Annotated in this window: 20 protein-coding genes and 3 pseudogenes; 13 read left to right on the forward strand and 10 right to left on the reverse strand. The window is 59.7% G+C overall.

What is annotated here, in order from left to right; all coding sequences use genetic code 11:
* Positions 1-245: 245 nt before the first annotated feature.
* The 4 genes from ACN9MX_RS01385 to ACN9MX_RS01400 all read right to left on the reverse strand — a co-directional run bounded on the left by ACN9MX_RS01385 (position 246) and on the right by ACN9MX_RS01400 (position 3164).
* Positions 246-887, reverse strand: coding sequence for an IS6 family transposase (locus ACN9MX_RS01385; RefSeq protein ID WP_363827333.1), 642 nt, complete (start codon positions 885-887; stop codon positions 246-248).
* A gap of 141 nt (positions 888-1028) precedes the next feature.
* Positions 1029-1643, reverse strand: a complete 615-nt coding sequence (locus tag ACN9MX_RS01390) for a hypothetical protein (protein ID WP_363827332.1) — start codon at positions 1641-1643, stop codon at positions 1029-1031.
* On the reverse strand, positions 1640-2320 hold the full coding sequence (locus ACN9MX_RS01395; protein WP_363827331.1) for a HupE/UreJ family protein: 681 nt from the start codon (positions 2318-2320) through the stop codon (positions 1640-1642). Before ACN9MX_RS01395 ends, ACN9MX_RS01390 begins: the two co-directional genes overlap by 4 nt.
* Positions 2321-2372: 52 nt before the next feature.
* Positions 2373-3164: a hypothetical protein gene (locus ACN9MX_RS01400; RefSeq protein ID WP_426387219.1), complete on the reverse strand. Its 792-nt coding sequence runs from the start codon at positions 3162-3164 to the stop codon at positions 2373-2375.
* A 60-nt stretch (positions 3165-3224) separates the two neighbouring features.
* Between ACN9MX_RS01400 and tnpA the strand changes: the two are divergent.
* The 3 genes and pseudogenes from tnpA to ACN9MX_RS01415 all read left to right on the forward strand — a co-directional run.
* A pseudogene (gene tnpA / locus ACN9MX_RS01405) lies at positions 3225-3667 on the forward strand (IS200/IS605 family transposase).
* Positions 3668-3877: 210 nt separating this feature from the next.
* Complete coding sequence (locus ACN9MX_RS01410) at positions 3878-7492, forward strand: beta strand repeat-containing protein (RefSeq protein WP_363828197.1); 3615 nt, start codon at positions 3878-3880, stop codon at positions 7490-7492.
* A gap of 523 nt (positions 7493-8015) precedes the next feature.
* A pseudogene (locus tag ACN9MX_RS01415) lies at positions 8016-8283 on the forward strand (tyrosine-type recombinase/integrase); the annotation flags it as partial.
* A gap of 183 nt (positions 8284-8466) precedes the next feature.
* Here ACN9MX_RS01415 and ACN9MX_RS01420 read toward each other — a convergent pair.
* From ACN9MX_RS01420 to ACN9MX_RS01430, 3 genes are read right to left on the reverse strand one after another with little or no spacing between them, the layout of a single operon-like run.
* Entirely contained in the window at positions 8467-8718 is a 252-nt protein-coding gene (locus ACN9MX_RS01420) for a hypothetical protein (RefSeq protein WP_363828199.1), read from the reverse strand.
* Positions 8715-9440, reverse strand: a complete 726-nt coding sequence (locus tag ACN9MX_RS01425; protein ID WP_363828202.1) for a hypothetical protein — start codon at positions 9438-9440, stop codon at positions 8715-8717. Before ACN9MX_RS01425 ends, ACN9MX_RS01420 begins: the two co-directional genes overlap by 4 nt.
* On the reverse strand, positions 9437-10027 hold the full coding sequence (locus ACN9MX_RS01430; protein ID WP_166666449.1) for an RNA polymerase sigma factor: 591 nt from the start codon (positions 10025-10027) through the stop codon (positions 9437-9439). Before ACN9MX_RS01430 ends, ACN9MX_RS01425 begins: the two co-directional genes overlap by 4 nt.
* Between ACN9MX_RS01430 and ACN9MX_RS01435 the strand changes: the two genes are divergently transcribed.
* From ACN9MX_RS01435 to ACN9MX_RS01445, 3 genes are all read left to right on the forward strand, one after another.
* Entirely contained in the window at positions 10014-11294 is a 1281-nt protein-coding gene (locus tag ACN9MX_RS01435) for a S8 family serine peptidase (protein WP_363828204.1), read from the forward strand. The genes ACN9MX_RS01430 and ACN9MX_RS01435 overlap by 14 nt on opposite strands.
* A gap of 124 nt (positions 11295-11418) precedes the next feature.
* On the forward strand, positions 11419-12027 hold the full coding sequence (locus ACN9MX_RS01440) for a hypothetical protein (RefSeq protein ID WP_133654634.1): 609 nt from the start codon (positions 11419-11421) through the stop codon (positions 12025-12027).
* Between the two features lie 71 nt (positions 12028-12098).
* The gene (locus ACN9MX_RS01445; protein WP_363735806.1) at positions 12099-12872 is read left to right on the forward strand and encodes a transporter; all 774 of its coding nucleotides are present in this window, start codon (positions 12099-12101) and stop codon (positions 12870-12872) included.
* Between the two features lie 56 nt (positions 12873-12928).
* Here ACN9MX_RS01445 and ACN9MX_RS01450 read toward each other — a convergent pair whose 3' ends face one another.
* On the reverse strand, positions 12929-14053 hold the full coding sequence (locus ACN9MX_RS01450) for a S8 family serine peptidase (RefSeq protein WP_363828207.1): 1125 nt from the start codon (positions 14051-14053) through the stop codon (positions 12929-12931).
* A 577-nt stretch (positions 14054-14630) separates the two neighbouring features.
* Between ACN9MX_RS01450 and ACN9MX_RS01455 the strand changes: the two genes are divergently transcribed.
* Positions 14631-14888: a ribbon-helix-helix domain-containing protein gene (locus ACN9MX_RS01455; protein ID WP_133654637.1), complete on the forward strand. Its 258-nt coding sequence runs from the start codon at positions 14631-14633 to the stop codon at positions 14886-14888.
* Between the two features lie 5 nt (positions 14889-14893).
* Positions 14894-15208, forward strand: a complete 315-nt coding sequence (locus ACN9MX_RS01460; protein WP_363831266.1) for a type II toxin-antitoxin system RelE/ParE family toxin — start codon at positions 14894-14896, stop codon at positions 15206-15208.
* Between the two features lie 51 nt (positions 15209-15259).
* Here the strand turns inward: ACN9MX_RS01460 and ACN9MX_RS01465 are convergent.
* Positions 15260-15553 (reverse strand): annotated as a pseudogene (locus ACN9MX_RS01465) (integrase core domain-containing protein); the annotation flags it as partial.
* A gap of 272 nt (positions 15554-15825) precedes the next feature.
* Between ACN9MX_RS01465 and ACN9MX_RS01470 the strand changes: the two are divergent.
* The 5 genes from ACN9MX_RS01470 (at position 15826) to ACN9MX_RS01490 (ending at position 19351) form a co-directional block, all read left to right on the forward strand.
* The gene (locus ACN9MX_RS01470; RefSeq protein WP_133654650.1) at positions 15826-16782 is read left to right on the forward strand and encodes an acetaldehyde dehydrogenase (acetylating); all 957 of its coding nucleotides are present in this window, start codon (positions 15826-15828) and stop codon (positions 16780-16782) included.
* Positions 16779-17834, forward strand: coding sequence for a 4-hydroxy-2-oxovalerate aldolase (gene dmpG, locus ACN9MX_RS01475; protein ID WP_363829532.1), 1056 nt, complete (start codon positions 16779-16781; stop codon positions 17832-17834). The genes ACN9MX_RS01470 and dmpG overlap by 4 nt, the downstream gene beginning before the upstream one ends.
* 4 nt (positions 17835-17838) lie before the next feature.
* Entirely contained in the window at positions 17839-18339 is a 501-nt protein-coding gene (locus ACN9MX_RS01480; protein WP_363829534.1) for a ketopantoate reductase family protein, read from the forward strand.
* The gene (locus ACN9MX_RS01485; RefSeq protein ID WP_363829536.1) at positions 18233-18577 is read left to right on the forward strand and encodes a ketopantoate reductase family protein; all 345 of its coding nucleotides are present in this window, start codon (positions 18233-18235) and stop codon (positions 18575-18577) included. The genes ACN9MX_RS01480 and ACN9MX_RS01485 overlap by 107 nt, the downstream gene beginning before the upstream one ends.
* Positions 18578-18814: 237 nt before the next feature.
* Complete coding sequence (locus tag ACN9MX_RS01490) at positions 18815-19351, forward strand: winged helix DNA-binding protein (RefSeq protein WP_133654642.1); 537 nt, start codon at positions 18815-18817, stop codon at positions 19349-19351.
* A 240-nt stretch (positions 19352-19591) separates the two neighbouring features.
* Here the strand turns inward: ACN9MX_RS01490 and ACN9MX_RS01495 are convergent, their stop codons facing one another.
* A complete protein-coding gene (locus ACN9MX_RS01495) occupies positions 19592-20521 on the reverse strand; it encodes an N-acyl homoserine lactonase family protein (RefSeq protein ID WP_426387220.1) in 930 nt (309 codons plus the stop codon).
* Between the last annotated feature and the right edge of the window lie 21 nt (positions 20522-20542).

The following is a 20542-nucleotide window of genomic DNA, read 5'->3' on the forward strand; positions in this document are numbered from 1 at the left end:
GAATCCGAAGATGGATCATGTATTCTTGGTAGTAAATGTTGGTCATTTTATTATAGTATTATTTAGTAATATCTTACTTTCAATGAGTTGTTGCGGGAATTTGTATCCTGCCGCCCCAGCCAAGTTTTTCCCAACATACTGTCAAAGCTGGCTTTTCGGACGACGCCGGAACCGTGGTGGGGGTGCTGTCAGACAAAGGCGAACTGCTCTCCACGCGATGCACTTTGGATCGCGAGGGTAGGGGATCAGCTCATGAGAGAATGCCACTCAGCAAAGGCAGCTGAGCGTCTTTCCTTATAGGTCTGGCGATCGACGAGGTGGCGTTCCAGTGCGAAGTGGTTGTGGACGTTGGCGTGTACGGATGCGAATTTCTGTAACGACCTGATTTGTCGGAAGCGCAGCATGGCTCGCTTTCGTCGTCGAAAGGGAAGGTGGCTGTTCTCGACCCGATTGTTCGCCCACCGACCGATTTCCTGCTTTGCCCGGTTGCCAAGCTCATCCATTGCCGCGCCGTAGGTGCGGAGGCCATCAGTGGTGATCGATTCGGGAGATCCATGACGCTTCAGCGCCTTCTTCATGAAGGTTAGCGCAGCCATCTTATCACGGGTTTTGGTGACATAGCTCACCAGGATCTCGCCTTCCTGATCGACGGCGCGCCATAGATAAACCATTTCGCCATTCACCTTGACGTACATTTCGTCGAGGTGCCAGCGCCAGTGGCGAAATCCCCGCATGCGGCTGATCCGCTGCCGGCGAATGTCGCCTGCGAACAGCGGGCCGAACCTGTTCCACCAGTAGCGCACCGTCTCGTGGCTGATGTCGATACCGCGCTCGAAGAGCAGGTCTTCCACGTTCCTGAGGCTGAGCGGGAAGCGCACGTACATCATCACCGCCAGCCGGATACCTCGCGCGACGAGTTGAAGTAGCGGAACGGATTGTCAGGCTTGGAGCGGCTCATGCCCCTACTTTAGCAGCGCCCAGAGCAACGCGCCGTTTTGCTCTGACAGAGCCCTGGCTCCTGTGCTATCTTACTCCGTTGGAGGCGTCAGCGTCCGGTCGTGTTCCCCGCCGGCATCGAACAGCTTGGATCCTTTAATTTTGCCAGAAGCATCAAGCGTCAGGTGCACGTTGTTCATGCTGCGATTCTGCCAATGCCAACCGTGGATGCCCGTAAACGGCGCGACATAGCGGCCTGCCTGCCGGTCGCCCTTGGTGATTGCATAGCTTTCAGTCAGCTCTTCACCACCGTCGAAGGGATGGGCGTGCATGTCATAGTTGAGCGGTCCTGATCCCGACCAGTGGAAGTGTATCGGCTGCCCCTCATCGACCACATATTTAAGCTCAATGCCTTCAAAGGGTTTGAGTTCGAATTCCCAATGGTCGCTGGCGCCTGGCTCGGGCGGCAGGGGCGTCTGGCTGGGCGTGAACGTACCTTGGCGTTTCAGGCCCCGTTCCAAGAACTGGTTGGCTCCAGCGGTTGCAATACTGGAAAGGCCCGTTACGTTTCCGACGCCCGTCGGATCGATGCCGGTTTCGGCTGGAAGCACGAACAGGACGACAATTGCTGCGCCAATGGCGAGCGTCGCCGTGGTTCCAATGACGAGCGCGCGCCGGGAGGGGCGCACGGGTTCAATTTCAGTCATGATTCAAGATACCTCGCAATTTGATAACCGGCGAGAAATATGCCCGCGGCGATCAGCGCCAGATTGGCGGTAAACGCCCCGTTTCGAAAGCTGGACGTGCCACGCCAGAGGCCGAGCAGCATGAGGACAAAGGCAAGGACAAGGCACTGTCCGACCTCAACCCCGATGTTGAAGCTGATGAGGTTGGTCAGCAGCCCATTTCTGGGCAACGAAAGTTCGGTCAGCTTGGTCGCGAGGCCAAGGCCATGAACCAGGCCGAATGCAAGAACGGTCGCTTTGGTATTGATGGAGATACCGAGTTTCCGGAGGCCGCCGATATTCTCGATGCCCTTATAGGCGACCGATAGCCCGATCACTGCATCGACCAAATGAGCATTTGCGCCAAAACCCAGCAACACGCCCAGCAGCAGCGTGGTCGAATGGCCGATGGTGAACATCGACACGTACAGGACGACATCCTTCAGGCGATAAAGATAGAAGACCACCCCGATCAGGAAGAGGATGTGGTCGTACCCGGTCACCATATGCTTGGCGCCCAGATAGAGAAACGGGAGGATCGCCGGACCGTCGGTGGCCAGGACGAAGGCCTTGTCGCCTTCGGCCACGTCGTGGGCCAGGGCGGTCACTGACCAGAATGCCAGCGCCATGGCGGCGAGGGGAAGCGTCCACCGCCTCATGAGGCGTTTTCAGGCTCTTTGGTCCCCGTTGGCGCGAGGCTGGCCGGCGACTTCATATAGGCCTGATGGCAGGCGCTGCAGACATTATACAACGCGCCGCCCACTTCCAATACCTCGTTGACGTTCTTTGCTGCCGCTGCCTGTGCGGCCAGTCCGGCGGCGTCCGAGAGGCCTTGCGCGAATTCCTGCCAGTCCTGGCCGCGGCCTTTGGCATAGGCCGGTGTTCGCAAAAGTGCGGCATATTGCCCAGCCGTGCCTGCGCAGCGGAAAGTTCTGCGGAGCTTTCGTCTGCGACCGCATCCATCTGCACCAGCTTTTCAGAACGATAGATGCCCGATTCGCTGCGGATATGGTCGGCGTCAGCGCGCAGAGCGGCCATTCGGCCGTCGATGCTGGCCAGTTTCGCCTGGAGCTGATCCACATCTTCCGATCCGGCACGGACAGCCGCCGACAGGCCCACCGGAGCGGCAAAGCGTCCCAGCAGTTGGTCCCGCGCCACGCGATCACCGACATTCGCGTCGAGCCGATCAATCTCGCCGGAGATCGGCGCCCTGACGACGCCCATATCCGCCACTAATGTCGTGTTGTAACCGGCTGTGAAGATAAAGCTGCGTAACAGCACCGCGAAGGCCATGACCAACAGCAGGCCACCGACCAGCATTCGGCGCGGCAGGTGGAACCATGGCCGCTTGGACTGTTCGGGTAGTTGCAGTTCCTCTGCATCATCAGTGGAAAATTGGGTTTCTACGCTCATTTCGCCCTCGATCTCGCCGGTGGATCGTACGCCGATATGGTTAAGAAAGGTTGGATGACCCGACATCCGGCAGCGTTGGATGTCAGTCACGATGCACTACCCTTGTGACCTGCCCCCCGGCTGGCTCCCTCGATTTGATGGGTACAGGCTATGGGCTACAGCAGCGGTTGCCACACGACATTTCATCATCGCTACCATCTGGTCGGGGCGCCGAAATATCGGTTCAAGGTGCTTCACGGCGAAGTGCGCCTGCGGGTGCGCGAGATCATCCGGCAGGTCTGCGCCGAGATGGGCGTGACCATCGTTCACGGGGTGCTCTCGTGCGACCACGTTCATATGTTCGTCGAAATTCACCGCACGTCTCGGTCAGTGACTTCGTACGCCGTGCCAAGGGGCGGTCATCGCGCAAAATCCAGTAGGAGTTCGAGCATATCCGCAAGCGCTATTCATCGCACCTGGATGAGGATCGAATAGTTCAATATAGATTATATATATCCTGCGATATAACTCTCTTTTTATTCCCACAATATCAAACTCATTGGCATTACATCAATAAGAAGTTTGATTTTCAGACCGATCTCGTTTATAATTAATTTCATATTCACTTCACAGATCTATTCATGTCCTTTCACTTGCGATGAGTGGGCAAATAAAATTGCGCGTTAATTGCGCAGATTGTTTATATTTTGACGCACTAATATTATAATAATCCTGTCAACTGCCGGAGCTCTTTGGTCGCGATGCTATGCATTGGTACGAGGTGGTCAGCGCACCGTTGATCATCCTAACTGAGGAGGATCATCATGGCTCTCGACATCGTGACCCAAAACATCATCATCGATGAGACAACGGGCTTTCAGGATGATGATGTTGACCCGTCCCTTCATAACAACGCTACGGTGAACTACCTTCTATCGCTCGACAGTTCGGGCGGCCTGAGTTCGCCCCAGGTCGCCTTCAAGGCCGACTTCGTGACGGCAACGGCGACTGGAGGCGACACTTTCTCCTCAGTGTCTCTCACCCAGAGTCTCACTGGAACTCCATTTTCCACCACCGTGGGCGTGAACAGCGACATTCGAACGGTCGATGGCAACTATGTCTGGCTGTTCCAGGATCCGAACAATGCCAATGTCGTCATCGGCGTGATCGGGACGTCCGACCCGACCACCATGCCTCAACCAACCGGAGCGCTCGCCTTCTCGTTCGCGCTTATCAACACCACTACCACCACGCCGGATCTATATCTGGTGCAGTATGTGGCGTTGTTCCAACCGGATCCAACCGTCACCGACGAGCGCATCGACCTCACCAACAAGGTATTCGCCTCGCTCTCTGCGACCACCACGGTCAGCTTTTCGGGCGCGAATGCCGCGCCCGGCAATCATGACTTCTACGCCATCAACTCGCCCACGGACACGTCCAAGCAGCTTCTGGTGATCGGTCTCAACGGCGGTACCGCCAACGTCAGCACACAGGGCTTCGGCATCAACAACCAGAGCATCAATCCGAACGAAACACTCCAGGTCGATTTTGTGACCGGGGCCAACCTGACCGCAGGCACCGCCTCGCAGATCCAGTATGGCAGCCATGTCGAGGATGTCACGCGGGCCGGATTCACGATCAACCAGATCACGCCTTCCCAGCCGGATAAGCGGGTCGACATCAGCATCACCGCCTTGAACAACACGGGGAACGAGCAGGGCACGGACTTCTTCGACGGAACCGCGACCAATCCAGTAGACATCACCAGTATTAAACTGACGGGAACGTCGGGATTTGCGACCGTCATCACGGCAGATGGAACCTATGCGACGGGAAGCGGCAACGTCACCATCACCGGGCTTGGCGGGACCGGGAACGTTGTCACTATCACTGGGCTCGATAACGTCACCACGGTCGATATCACGACCGCCACCGGGATGGACCGGCTACAGGTCAAGGGTGTCGATGCCAATGAAGGCTGCGACATCACCGAATTCCATTTTTCGACGACGACCCCTAATGCCCGTACCGAGGAGGTTGGCTCCTTCATCAACTTCGACGATTCCGGTCCGGATCTCTCGATCACGGCCGCGCCGGTGGTTGGCGCCCTCGAGGTGATCGAGGCGAGCAACATTACCGGACAGAGCCAGGCGACGATCACGCCGCCCAGCTTCACCGCGAGCGCGGTTGACGGCGCCACGACGAATGTAGGTTACGCCTTGGCCCTGGTGGGCTCGACCGCGACGGGGTTGCAGACGACGGCGGGCAACAAGGCGATCACGCTTGTGGCCGACTCGGCCAGCCTGATCTCTGGCAAATATGACAGCGACAATAATGGCTCCCTCGACGCCACGGCATTCACCGTGACGCTGTCCGGCACGACGGTGACGCTAAGGTCGATGGTGGCGCTCGAGCACGACAACACGCAAGGTGGAAGCGAAGACAACACGCTCGACCTTAACGGCCTTATCAAGGTCGTGGCGACGGTTTCGGTCACGGACGGCGACAACGATCCTTTGTCGCAGCAAAGCTCCAGCCTGGCGTTGTCGATCACGTTCGACGATACCGATCCGACGCTGTTGATCACATCGCCGCCGACGGTTGGCACTGCTGCGGTCGGCGAGGCAAGCGGGGCCGGCGGCAAGAGCACGGTGCCCATCACGGCTCCGGGCGTCACGGCGAGCGCCGTCGATGGCTCCACAACGGATGTGAGCTACGCGTTGAGCCTGGGAGGCACTGCAACAGGTCTTACCACGACGGCCGGCAATCATTCGATCACGCTGGTAGCGGACTCGGCATTCCAAGTTTCGGGCAAGTATGACAGCGACAATAATGGCTCGCTCGACGCGACGGCCTTCACGGTCGCACTGTCCGGCTTGCAGGTGACGCTGACGTCGCTGGTTGCGCTCGAACACGACAACTCGCAGGGCGGCGGCGAGGATAACACGCTCGACCTCAATGGCCTGATCAATGTCGTGGCGACAGTGACGGTCACGGACGGAGACAATGACTCAGTATCGCAGCAAAGCACGACGGCGTCGCCGCTGTCGCTGACCTTCAATGACACCGATCCGACGGCGGTCCCATTTGACGCCGATCCTGGCGGTACGGGCGATCATTCGCTGGAACATTTGGGCAATGCGATAGGGCAATCAGCCAGCGGCAAGATTGGCTATAACATGACAGACCAGATCGCCGCCGCTGACTATAATCTGGTGACGCCTGTCAGCGACTTCGTCGATGCCGATCCTGTCACTGCCGGCGTGCAGATCAGCCTGACGGGTTCGATTTCTAATCCGCAGACCCCGGCTATCACCCAGGCGGTCGCCACCCTCGTCTCCGAAGATATCAACTCCGCGACTTTCAACTTCTCGTTCCATTACGACAAGGACCCGATCACTGCTGGCGTGCAGGATTCCACGGCCGCCGGCACTCTTTATCTCGACAAGGTCAATGACACCTACACGCTCACTCTGACCGACGTGATCGACGGGTTCAGCTTTGATGTGCTCCACACCAGCGAACTGCTCGCCAAGGCTCCCACCGGGAACACGGGACATCCGCTGATCGTCGCCGAGCAACTGACCCCGAACGGCGATCCCGATCCGTTCTTCGTTCAGTTCACCGGAAATTCGATCACCCAGCAGATCGGCTTCGGGTTCAACTCGTCCGGCGACGGAGCGGCCGTTGCAGGCGACATCACGTTTAACGGTTCCGCCCACGACATGGTTACCAACACCAACGAGGACTGGGTCAGTGCGACCCGAGACACCAATGGCGTCGCGGGCGATACGATACAAAAGGGTGAACTGCTGACGCTGCGGTTCTTCGATCAGAACATCCTCGGCGATGTTAATCCAAAAGCTGCCGGCGGCGGCACTGAGCGGACTGACCCGACAACGGAAGCTAGTGGCGTCGTCATCAAGTTCGACGGTATCGGCATGTCCGAGGATCTGGTCGTCATACTCGATCTGAAGGACGCGAACGGCGATGAAATAACGAGAGCCATCAACGTCCAGAACTCGGACCTGATCAAGGGCAACGCAAATATTCCCGCGCCCTACAACATCGAGTTCACGCTGGATAACAACGATGCCCTGCTCGTCATCGAACAGAATGACTACGCGGCCGCTGGTGAAACTTACCAGATCCAGGGCATCCAGATCATGCAAAGCGCCAATGGCTTGTCGGGTGACGCCATCGACCTGATCGGGGCTACAGGAGCCGGGAACGGCAGCAGCACCACGACCGGTCTGACGGCTTGGGATCCGCTGGACAATGATGTTCTGAAGATTGTCGATATCGGCTTTGTTCAGCAGACGAGTGGCACATTGAATGCCGACCTCGACTTTGCCTTCGACATAGCGGACGGCGACCTGGATCTGCTCGGCGTCCAGCACATCAATGTGCGAATTAGTGACGAGTTCATCGTTTAAGCAACAATCGTCTTACGGGAGGGGTGGCGCGCCACCCCTCACCTTTTTAGGGCAGACCGTTGCGGTCATCTGCGGCCAACTGCTTTGCCGAAGAGGTGATGGCGGTATTCCGATTAATCTGCCTCTAAGCTGCCATTCTGGAATCGGCCAAGGGGCGGGCGGTCGGGACGAAAACCTGACGGTCCGCAGTTGGGCGCCAGAAATTGGCCGCTGAACGTCTGCAAAGGGTCGGAAGTGAACCTGCTCCAGCCTTGGGCGGCAAAGGCATATCGAGCCGATAAATGGCGTCGCCGCCCAGTTCATCAGGATTTTGCTACGAAAGCTTGTCCTGGAATTGAGCGGCGGCGTTGCTACATCCGATCCATTTCACCGATCACTCAGATCGACTCATGTTCGGTTGCTGACAGCAGCATACACCTCAATAGTGCGCCACCCAAGCAATTTGCGTGACTTTCGACACCTGACAGAGCAGCAAAATTTGCGCATTGGCCTCCCACCTTGGCGAAGCGCACCGGGCAGGCGGATTGTGCCGAGTCGCACCGATCATTCGGCCCACATGAGCACCCGCCAATATGCCCGCCTGGTATGAATGGGGCACAGGGATCGGCCTGCCCAGCGAAGATTATGGCACGCACTCCCTGAAGAGGACAAAGGCGTCGATCATCTACAAGGCGACCGGAAACCTCTGTGCGATCCAGATTCTGCTGGGGCATACGAAGATCGAAAGCACGGTCAGATATCTTGGGGTGGATGTGGAGGACGCCTTCACTCTGGTGGAGGGCACAGAAATTCGATCTTGGCTGGCTCCTCGCATCTGCGAGGAGCGGGTACCGACTTCGCGTCTGCCACGCGCCAAATCATGATGTTCGATTGATTTTGTCATCCGTTTGGAAGCGGACATTCTCCGGCAACTCGTTATTCTATGTATCTGAACAGGCCGCATTGGGGTTTCAGAACGCCGCGTGGAGCAGGCCTTACCGCCCGCCCAATTTCTTTTGAACCGAGGGGCAATGACGGGATAGTCCAACTTCGCGGTTGAACCATTGCTCGGCAATTTCACGATCCTCGAATGGTGCTGTTTCAGAAATGCGCAGTGATCGGATCAAGTAGGAGGGCGATCCATCGGGCGGTTCCAATCGCCACATTTGAACGCCCTCTTCCTGAAGCAGAAGACTCTTGCGGTCAGATCCCTCCATTCTCCTGCTGTTTTCCGCCTTGCGCATCATTGCGATCGCCAGGCCTGACGGCGGAGATCTTCGACCTCCCGCTGAGTCAACGGTTCGCCGACGATCCGGGCATCCACCTCGTTCATGACAGATGCCGGAAAATCACTTCCGGCCAGACGGAAGTCTGGCGAGGCGGGGACTAAGGAGGAAGGATTGGCCAGCATGGGGATGGTCCACCCATTGCCGTCCCGGCAGCCAATGCCTGCATAGCCGCCGTCGATGCGGAAAGTGCGGCAGACGCCCTTTGCACTGCGAAAACTGAGTCCGATATGGATCGGGCTGCCCACGCCATCGGCCCATTCGGTGAGCGCTTTATCGAGGCGACTGGTCGCCACTAACTGCCCGTGCTGTTGGACTACCAAGCCCTGTTCCCACCAGTCCATCCGGCCGATGATCAGCCCGCCCACCAGCGAAGCAGCGATGGCGCCGCACCAGAGCGATACGGAAATGCGGCGCCTTTGCCTGGCTTCTCGCTTCGGAGCGAGCTGGGTGACGACGCCCTGATCCCACAGGCCCAGCTTCTCCAGTTCCGCTGTATCGAAACGCTTTTCGGCCGGAACGGGATAGGCGATGTGCAATTGGGTGAGGACGTCGCGATGATCGTCCGCCGCCTGCGCTAGTCCGGGGTCGCCCGCCATTCTCGTTTCGAAGGCCAACCGGGCGGCACCGGTCATTTCGCCGTCGAGATAGGCCACGATCTCTTCATGGATGCGGTCGGTCATGGCCTGCCCTCCATGATCTGGCGGGACAGCGCAGCGCGCCCACGGGCAAGGCGGCTGGTCAAGGTTCCTTCGGGTATTTCAAGGATCTCCGCAGCCTCCGAGTAGGAAAGCTCATTGAGCACGACCAGCTTGATCGCCAGCCTCTGCTCCTCCGGCAAAGCTTCGACCTGCTCGCGGAGCCAGCGGTTTTCAGTGCTCCGTTCGAGATCGCTGGCGGTTGCGCCTTCGTCGGACAGCAAGTCATCCTCGGGCATCGGCTCGACAAGCCGGGCCCAGCGGTTGCGCATGCGGACCTCATCCAGCCAGATATTCTTCATGATCCGTGCCGCCCATAAATCGAGTCTGCTGCCCGGTTCCCAACCGTCTTCCCGTTCCAGCACGCGCGCGATGGTCTTCTGGAACAGGTCGTCGCCGTCCTGACGGTTGCGCACGATCACGCCCGCCAAGCGATGCAGGCGCGGCAGCACCGCAATCAGTTGGCGTCGAAGATCGGACAAACTAGACTTCCCTATGGATGAAACGTCCGGGACGAGACGTTTAATCCCGAGAGGGCGTATGAAAGCAAAAAAAATCTTGTCGATCGTCATGGCGGGCGTGCTGATCACTGGCGGTATGGGGTTTCCGGCCATGGTGGCGCTTGCCCAGATGCGGGGCGGCCCGCCGCGCGACATGCCGATGCCCAGCCTGCCGCGGGCGGCGATCGAGCATGGCCGGGCCAGCGAGGTCGGGCGGCCGATCGATCCCTGGGAACGCGGTCTCGAACGGGCAGAGGCCGCCCAGGCCGAGCGCCTTTCGCGCAACCAGCGGGACAAGGCGGAGACGACCGCGAAGCAATATCCTGAGGATTATGAGCTGGATCGCAATGGCGCGCTCGCCATTCGGGGCGAGGTGTTGGCGAGTGATCTGCCGGATCGGGCGTTGGCGGCGGCGCAGCGGGCCGGTTTCTCTGTCGTGCGGCGGGAGCAGGTCGAGGATCTGGGGCTGACCATGACCGTGCTGACGCATCCGGGCTGGTCTGTCACGCGCATGGTGGACGCGCTGCGCCGGATTGCGCCAGATGTCGCGATTGAGGCCGATCATCTCTTCTTTCCATCCGGGGCAGTGGGGTCGGGTAGCGTCCCCGGCATGCCGGTGCGTGGCCAGCATGGGGATTGGCGCGTAGGCATGATCGATACCGGAGCCGAGCCAGTGGCGCGTCAGGCGCGTCTGGTGCAGCAGGGTTTCGCAGCCGGAGGCGTGGTGCCCAACGATCATGGCACGGCGGTCGCGGCTATTCTGGCGCGAACCCCGGCCTCTGGAGCCGTCTATGTCGCGGATATTTTCGGCAATGGTCGCCGGGGTGGGACGGCGGAGTTGATGGTGAGGGCGCTGGGCTGGATGGCGCGGCAAAATGTACCGGTCGTCAATATCGGCATGGTCGGACCCTATAATGGGGTCGTGGCCTCCGCGGTTTCCATCCTCGTCCGGCGCGGTTTCCTGATCGTGGCGCCGGTCGGCAATGATGGGTCGTCGGCCAGACCGCTCTATCCCGCGTCGCTGGAGGGCGTGATCGCGGTTACGGGCGTCGACGCACGAGGCGTCCTGCTGCCGGAGGCGAGCCGTGTGCGGAAGGTGGATTTCGCCAGCCCCGCCATCCTCTCGATCCGGGGCGTTGCGGGCAATATGGTGCAGATGCGGGGAACCTCCTTTGCCTCGCCAGTGGTCGCTCGCCAACTGGCGGAATTGCTGCCTGCGCCGGCTCCACGGGCCGCACGAGCGGCGGTCGAGGCCTTGGCGCGGTCGGCGTGGCAGCCGAAAAAGGGTCGGTCGTTGCCGGGGCATGGCGTCATCGGAATGCCCCAGCCCTCCCATTGAGACTTTCCCGTTGAGAGACGTGCGATTTTTCCGATGAATGGCAGGACGCTGGGAAGAACCGGCCTTGGTCAGACGTTCTTATCCTGTGGGGGCGCTTTGTGCGCTCAACCTCGAGGAGAATGTGATGTTGGAAAGCAGATATTGGTCCCTGGCGGGCGTGGCCGCCATCGCCTTGGCGGGCACGGCCATCGCTCAGACGACGGACAGTTCGACACAGCATGGCCAGGGCCTTGGCACCGATGTATCGGCCATGGCAAAGGCTCAGAAGGATGCGCAGACTAAGGGCATAGGCGCGGACGTGTCAGCCATGGCCCATGCGCGGAACGATGCGCGCAAACAGGATCATGGCGACGATAGCGATGATGCGGATGACGCGACAGCCACCATCAGCACTGCTGATACGCAAGCAACTGCGGATGTGACGGGCCGTGATCACGCCTCCGACAAGTCGGCGGCTGCCGATGCTGCCGCCGTGGCCGCCGCGAAGGGCGACAATGCCTCCATCAAGGACGGTACCGGCGCGGTTGCGACATTGCGTGACAGCCGGTCCAGCGCCAGCGATGCGCGCGGTTCGGTCAGCGATGCCCGTCAGACCGCAGCGGCGGCCCGGGCGGCGGCGGCCGATGTGCGGAGCAGCGCTCAGGACGCCCGCGACAATGCGGCGGCGGTCCGCGAAAACGCCACGGCCATCAAGGATGCCGTGCGCGCGGCGCGGCCCGGCCGGGGCGGCTGAATAAAGCAAATTCAAGGTTTGGCGGGCGGGTTCGATGGACCCGCCCGCTTTTGCGCAAAAGGGGAGAAGAAATGAAGGGGATCATGACGCTGGCTCTGGCCGGCATGGTGTGCATCACGGCGGCGGCGCCAGCCATGGCCCAGGATGACAGCAGTCTGACGGCGATGACCGGGGTCGATTATTCCAGCGGCGATTACGGCACCGGGGTCGACACCAATATTCTCGTCGTGCCGATGAGCCTGCGTTACAAGACCGGCAATCTGCGCCTGACCGCGACTTTGCCCTGGCTGCGGATCGACGGGTCTTCGGCCATTGTCGGTGGCGGTTCCGGCGGGATCGTCATCGATCCCAATGCGCCGCGCACCACTCGAAGCGGGCTGGGCGATGTGACCGTCGGCGCGGCCTATATGATCCCGGAAGACCGCATGGGCTTTGGCCTCGATCTGTCGGCCCGCGTGAAGCTGCCCACCGCGTCCAAATCCAAGGCGCTGGGCACCGGCAAGGTGGACGTCACGGTTTCAGCCGAGCTTTCCAAGACATTCGGCATACTGACGCCCTTTGCCAATGTCGGATATCGGATGCCGGGCGATCCATCCGGGTTCAACCTGCACAACGCCTGGACCGCGTCGGGCGGCGTGAGCGCGGCGCTGGGCAAATCGGTCCTGATCGCATCCTATGACTATCGGGAGACGACCAGCGATTTTGCGCGTGACAGCCATGAACTGTTCGGCGCGTTCAGCACCCCTTTTGCGCAGAAGCTCAATCTGACCCTCTACGGCACGGCGGGGTTGAGCAAGGGCGCGCCGGACTATGGCGTGGGGTCGATGGTCAGCATCAAATTCTGACGCAAGAAGGATAGGAACCGCAGAGAGGCGTTAGCCGCTCTGCGGTTCTGCACGGCTTAGTGAATGCCTATGATATCGGCCGTTCCGTCGGGATCATTCTGCACCGGGCCGCCATTGTTGGCGTTGCCCAGCAGAAGCAGTCCCGCCAGATGCGGCGCTGCCATCGATGTTCCCGACAAGGTCACATAAGAGCCGCCCTTGGTCGTCGAATAGATCGATACGCCGGGCTCCGAGAAATCGATCGGCGGATTGCCGAAATTGGAAAAGGACGCGAAATTCCTGCTGCTGTCGAAGGCGGACACGGTGTAAACTCCAGGCCCATTGGCGCGCGCCGGGCTGTAATTATTGGCATTGTCGCTCGAATTGCCCGCAGCGATCGTGAACTTGACCCCATGGGCGGCCGCGGCGTTGATGACTGCTGCATCAAGGGCGTCAGAAGCGCCAGCGCCCAGGCTGAGATTGGCGACGTCACCAGCACGGCCATATTGGGCGACATAGTCGATGCCAGCGATGACATCGGAAACCGAACCGCGTCCGGTGCGATCCAGCACTCGCACGGAAACGACCGCAGTGCACGGCGCCACGCCGACCACGCCGATGCTGTTATTGCAGGCCGCGATGATACCCGCGACATGCGTGCCATGCCCATTGCCATCATTGGGCGAGGAGTCTCGCGTGAAGCTGATATTGCCGGTTTTATTGACGTTGAGATCGGGGTGGGTGAGGTCGATCCCGGAGTCGATGACCCACGCCAGTGCAGGAGACGTCGTGATACCGCCGCCAACCAGTTTCACCCCCCAGGGGATGGTTTGAGCGGGCTGTACGCTGCCGCCACCGCTGCCGGGCTTTGCCGTCGCGACTTGCGATGCGCTGGCGACCTGGTCCTGCTCGCAAAAGGCGATGCCGCTGTTGACCTTGTCTATTCGGGCGACTGCCTGAGCCGACATATGGGCGGCAAAGCCCCGGATCGAATGACGATATGTCCGCAGTAGATTGCCGTTTTGTGCCCCGACGACGCGGTTGGCCTGAGCCTGGACATTCGGTTGCGTGATGGAAGGCTTGAACACGCAGATATATTGATCGGCAATCACCTGCTTGGCCGTTTTGGGCGCCGCCTGTGCGTGACCGGCAATCGCCAGAAGCGATGCAACGCCCAATATCCCAACGGGCATCTTTTGCATGAGCCTATCCTTCCCCCAAAAGTCGCAGCCAAGCTGCAAAACAAGATTTAACATAGCGACAGCGTTTCGGGCTTAAGCGAAATTTACCAATGCATTCCCAATGCTAAGCGCCCCACCTCCGGAGTGGAGATGGGGCAGGGTTTGTAACCCTTTCAAGGGTTGGCAAGAGCAAAAGCGGCAATACCCCGGATCGTATGGGAATGCGATATGCCGAACGGCCTATGGGGTTGGTTTCAAAGCCGTAACTCAGTTCCTTGCATCAGAATAATTTGCTGATCCCCAGCGAGACAGCGGGGCTGGTTTTCCCATTGGCCTACACTGTCACGCCACTGCCCAGGTGCAGGTCAAGCTTGTTGGAAATGGCTCGTCGAGGACGCGCTGGCCCTTCGCTGCGGCGAAGCGCCAGACCGCCATCATGAACGAGCGGCAGGAATCTGGAACGCCAATTTCGTCCATGCGCGGCAAAGATGGGTCGATTTCAACGTGACTGCTCGATGCTGTTGTTTGCCGCATATTCCCCGGCGACCCTTGCTTTTGTCCTCGATATTCCATATTTTGTGGACAGAAAGGTGGCCTGATGTCCAAGCCTATGACTTTGAATGTGCGCGTCAGCGGTGCTCTCAGTGACTTTGTCTCCGCTAATATCGGAGACGCTGGTGCCTACGAAAATGTGAGTGAATATGTCCGAGACTTGATTCGGCGCGATAAGGAACGGGTCGAGAGTGAGCGCTTGGCGCTCCTCCAGGCTGAGTTGGTCAGCGCATTTGCCGCGCCGGAGGGCGACTATCAGTCTCTTGATGCTGACGCGGTCATAGCCCGCAACGCTCATAACTGAGTCTCATGATCGGATATCGCGTCCAGCAGGCCGCCAGTCGGCGGATTGACGACATCTACATCCACACGCGTGAAACATGGGGGGAGGATCAGGCCAACCAATATATCCGGGCCCTTTTTGCACGGTTTGACGATATTGCTGCGCGGCGCCTTGCCTGGCGGGATGTGCCACGGGAACTGGGCATTCAAGGGTTCTATTGCCGGTATGAGCGCCATTATATCTACTGGCGTGTTTTGTCAGATGGTGCCGTTGGTATCGTGACGATTTTGCATGAACGCATGCATCAGATCGATCGTTTTCGACAGGATTCTCCACACTGAGAGTGACCCTGTCCCGGTTTTGCCACCGGCCAGAACGAGAGATCCGGCGCTTCATCGGCCGGGGTTAACCCCGGCCGATGAAGCAAATTCGGCAGGCGTCATGAACCCCAGGGATGTGTGAGGTCGGGTCTCGTTGAAGTCCGTCCGCCACGCCTCGATCTTGCTCCTGGCGTCGTCCAAAGACAAGAACCAGTGCGTGTTCAGGCATTCATCGCGCAGCCGGCCATTGAAGCTTTCCACGAAGGCATTGTCGGTAGGCTTTCCCGGCCTGCTGAAGTCCAGCGTGACACGGTTGATGTAGGCTCAGTGGTCGAGCGCCCGCGAGATAAATTCCGGGCCGTTGTCTGAAGACCAGCGTTGAGCCAACTTATGATCGCTATGATCTCGAAGAGGAGAAGCGACGGTGCCAACGGCGTGGCGCTCCCGATTTGCACGATCTGCGTGTTCAGGAAGCCATGGCTTGCCTAAGCCGATCTCGGCTCTTTTCAGCCCGAGGGGGCGATGCTTGGCAGTGCGGGCTTCGCATCTCATCAGATGAGAAATCGGTCGCTCCGGCCGCTGGTTTAACCGGAAGGTTTGGCCTAGTTTTATCGAGCCATCCTTGTTGGGAATTTGCAATGGATCTCCAGACTAGAAAGAAGACCAAGGTAGCCATCATCGGTTCGGGCAATATCGGCACCGACCTGATGATCAAGGTGCTACGCTTGTCGAACGTGCTCGAAATGGGCGTAATGGTGGGCATCGACCCGGCATCGGATGGCCTGGCGCGTGCATCGCGGATGGGCGTCGCTACGACGCATGAAGGCATTGACGGCCTGCTGGCCATGCCCGAATTTGCTGACGTGGAGATCGTTTTCGATGCCACCAGCGCCGGCGCGCACAAGCGCAACAGCGAATTGGTCTTGGCAGCAGGCAAGCGCATGATCGATCTGACGCCCGCGGCGATCGGCCCCTACACGATCCCGCCGGTCAACGGCGAAGCGAACCTTGACGCAGCGAACGTCAACATGGTGACCTGTGGTGGGCAGGCGACCATCCCTATGGTCGCGGCAGTCAATCGCGTTGCCAAGGTCCACTATGGCGAGATCGTTGCCTCGATCAGTTCGAAGAGCGCCGGCCCGGGCACGCGTGCGAACATCGATGAATTCACCGAGACGACCAGCCAGGCCATCGTAGAGGTCGGCGGGGCCACTCGTGGGAAGGCGATCATCATCCTGAACCCGGCCGAGCCGCCCCTGATCATGCGCGATACCGTCTATTGCCTGTGCGAGGACGCCGATCGCGAGGCAATCCGCCAGTCGATCGACGATATGGTGGCGCAAGTGCAAAGCTACGTGCCGGGCTATCGCCTGAAGCAGGCCGTGCAGTTCGAAAGCATCGGGGGCAACCGGCCCTTGCGCATTCCCGAGATGGCCAGCACGGGACAAACCGAGTTCACCGGCCTCAAGGTTTCGGTCTTCCTCGAAGTGGAAGGCGCGGCGCACTACCTGCCGGCCTATGCCGGCAATCTCGACATCATGACTTCGGCTGCCATGAAGACCGCCGAAAAGATCGCCGAAAGGATGGCGGCATGACCCTGAACTGCACTTTCAACGATCCCACGAGCCAGAAGCTCTACATCCAGGACGTTACGTTGCGCGATGGCATGCACGCCATTCGTCACCAATATGGCCTCGAGCACGTGCAGGCGATTGCCAAGGCGCTCGATCAGGCCAAGGTTGACGCAATCGAGGTGGCGCACGGCGACGGCCTGCAGGGCTCCAGCTTCAACTACGGCTTCGGCGCCTATACCGACTGGGACTGGATCGGTGCGGTTGCCGAAGTGCTGGAGCATTCGGTGCTCACCACGCTGCTGCTGCCGGGCATCGGAACGGTGCATGACCTCAAGCACGCTGCGGAAATGGGCGTCAAGTCGGTCCGCATCGCCACGCACTGCACCGAAGCCGACGTTTCGAAGCAGCATATCGAGGCCGCACGCAATCTGGGCATGGATGTTTCGGGCTTCTTGATGATGAGCCACATGACCAGCCCCGAAGCGCTGGCGCAGCAGGCTTTGCTGATGGAAAGCTATGGCGCTTATTGCGTCTACGTCACCGACAGCGGCGGCGCGATGAGCATGGACGACTACGCCGCCCGGGTTCAGGCCTATGACCGCGTGCTCAAGCCGGAAACGCAGCGCGGCGTCCACGCGCACCACAATCTCTCGCTCGGCGTGGCGAACTCGATCGTGGCCGTGCAGAACGGTGCGGTCCGTGTTGACGCGAGCCTTGCCGGCATGGGCGCTGGTGCGGGCAACGCGCCGCTCGAGGTGTTCATTGCTGCTGCCGATCGTATGGGCTGGAACCATGGCTGCGACCTCTATGCGTTGATGGACGCCGCCGAGGATCTCGTCCGTCCGCTGCAGGACCGTCCGGTGCGCGTGGATCGCGAAACGCTTACACTCGGCTATGCCGGCGTTTATTCGAGCTTCCTGCGCCATGCCGAGAAGGCTGCGGGGGACTATGGCGTCGATACACGTTCGATCCTCGCCGAAGTCGGCCGGCGCAAGATGGTTGGCGGCCAGGAGGACATGATCGTCGACATTGCGCTGGACCTGGTCAAGCAGAAGGAAGCCCACCAAGGCTGACGACATGCGCATTGCGGTTGTCGGAGCGGGCGCGATAGGAAGTGCAGTCGCCGCCGTCCTGGCGGCGGCTGGCCGCGATGTCGTGCTGGTTGCGCGCGGGCAGAGGTTGCGCGCGCTCCGCGCAGCCCCGCAGATCATATATGGCGGCGGCAAGGCAATCGAAGTGCCGCTCCGTGTCGCAGCAGCGGATGACGGCTTGCCGCAGGTCGACCTCTCGATTTGCTGCGTGAAGATGCCGGATCTGGAACAGGCGCTCCCGGCCGGCAGGGCCGGTGTCATTCTGACGCTCCAGAACGGTGTCGAAGCGCATGAAACGGCGGCGCGCCTGGTGCCCGATGCATACATAGCCGCAGGACGCGTACATGGTTTCTTCGAGATGGACGGTGATGCGGTCCGTCATGTGGGGGTGCCTCCTTCAATCCTGTTCGGATGCACCAACGGCGACCGGACTCTGGTCGAGCAGGTTGTCGGGGGCCGCTTTCGCAAACACGACCCTTCCGGTTGAGGCTGCTCCGGACATCCGCCGCAGTCTGTGGGAGAAATTCCTTCTGGCCGCATGTCTTGGCACAGTGGCCGCCGCGCTTGATCTGCCGGCGGGCTCTGTCCTCTCCCATATGGACGGTGAGAGCCTGCTGCAACGCGCATTGGCCGAAGTGGCGGCGGATGTCCGGAGCACGAGGCCCTGGGCGGTGCAGTCCTGCGGCTTGCTGCGCAGCATGGCATTCCGCACCCGACTTTCCTGATGCTCGACAAGATGATCCGGCAGCGGGCGCCTTGCTGAATCTTAATCCGTCACCGGACATATCCGGCTTGGCGTTGCGGGACGAAAATCCCTGACCGTCTTACGCAGGTCGGCAATCTTAGCCGCAAGCCCCGTTACATGCTGGACAAAGAGTCTGCTTAATGCTTTCGCCTGCTCAAGGTACGATTGCAAAAGCAGCCGGTCGTTTGCAGGCCGCCGAAGAAGCAGGAAAATCAGCATGGATTCCAAGTACTACAGCCATTGGCATCTTGCCTCGAACGAGCTGGAATACAAGGTAACCGAGTTCGAGTGGTCCATCATCCGCTGCTACGAAGCGTTCAGTCGCTGGCTCGCGACGGCCGGCGCCATCGTGGCCGACGGTGATCTGAAGGTTTCGGAATATCTGATCCTGCAGGTCATTCGCATGCTTGACCGCCCGCGCAACGGCATGACCATCGCGCGCATGCTCAACCGCGATGACGTTGCCAATGTCCAGTACAGCTTGCGTAAGCTGGAGAGCCATGGACTGATCCAGAAGATCAAGGAGCCGGGAAGCAAGATTCACGCATTCGATGTGACCGATAAGGGCAAGAAGGCCTGTGAGGAATTCTCGGTGATCCGCAGGGAATTGCTGATCGAAAGCGTAAAGGGTCTCGAGAACCTGAACGAGAAGCTCGGAAATGCCACGCATTTCCTCTCCTTCCTGACCGGGGTCTATGAAGAGGTTTCGCGCACGTCGGCAGCGCTTTCGCACACGGCCACAGAGATTTCCTGAGGGCGGGCGAGAAGGCAGGCTTTGGCCTGCAGACAGACTGGAGCGGGTTTCGATCTGATTGAATCAGATCGCCGCTCTGGTTTCCCTGTTTTCCGCGATTTCCTAACCAGCGATCGGTTCCGATCGTCTGGAAATCGCTCTACCTGCTTCAGGGCGATATGCGCCCTGAAGCAGGTAGCAGTTGGAATGGACCGCTATCACCGACTTCTGCTTGCCGTGATCGAGGCCACCCCAGGGAGTTCAGGTGTAGACTTTCGTGCCGCCAGTGATGTGAGGTTTGCGGCTCGGATCGTTGTCACGAAGATTGACTTCGGCGATCTGGTTGCCGTTCGGCGCGGCCCATGAACTGTGGCGCCGCCAGACTTCCGGATCGTGGCCGGGGATCATGCGATCGGTCTTCTGCTTGAGCAGTTCCTTGATCTCACGATAAACCTTGATCTGGTTGAACGCGTTGCCCTGATGGTAACCGGGAGGCCACATGTTCTCGATATTATGGTACCAGTAGACCGCATCTCCCGCCATGGCATAGGGTCCATTGCGGGTGTGGACCTCGAACCATTGCGAGCCGAAGGTATGGCTGTCCTTGGCCAGACGCGCGATCACGCCGGGCAGCACTTCCTCGTCACCGCGCACGAACTTGATCCGGCCGTCGGCGACACCCTGTGAAGCGCGGATGAGATCCTGTGGATCGAACGAGGAGAAGATCCAGGCCCGTTCCTCTTCGGTCTCGTGCTGGTGGGCGGCGCAGACGGCGTTTGACCAGCCCATATACTCGTCAAACTGGATATAGAGCTTGGCGTTGGGAAAGGCCTCGAAATTGCCCATATGATCAAAATGCATGTGGGTGACGAGGATCGTGTCGACGTCTTCCGGCGAGAAGCCGACCCGGCCGAGCACGTCTTTTGGCTCTTCCCAGCTGGAGAAGGCATAGCGCGTCAGCCAATAGTCATTGCGGAAGCCGCAGTCGACAAGCGCAACATGCTGCTTGCCGCCGACTTCACCGCCCACGAGCAGGGTGTAGATCATCGGGGCGTGCACATCGCCCTTGTTGCTGTAAGGACCCGAGCCGCCGAAAAAGTCCTGCATGATATCGACCTGGCAGTAGGCGAGGGACCAGATCGAATAGTCGGTATCCCTTTTGGGGAATGCGTTAAGTATCGGAGTTGACACCCTGTTTCTCCCGGCAGCTAT

It is taken from the genome of Sphingobium sp. R-21, from assembly GCF_049913335.1.
Classification (GTDB): domain Bacteria; phylum Pseudomonadota; class Alphaproteobacteria; order Sphingomonadales; family Sphingomonadaceae; genus Sphingobium.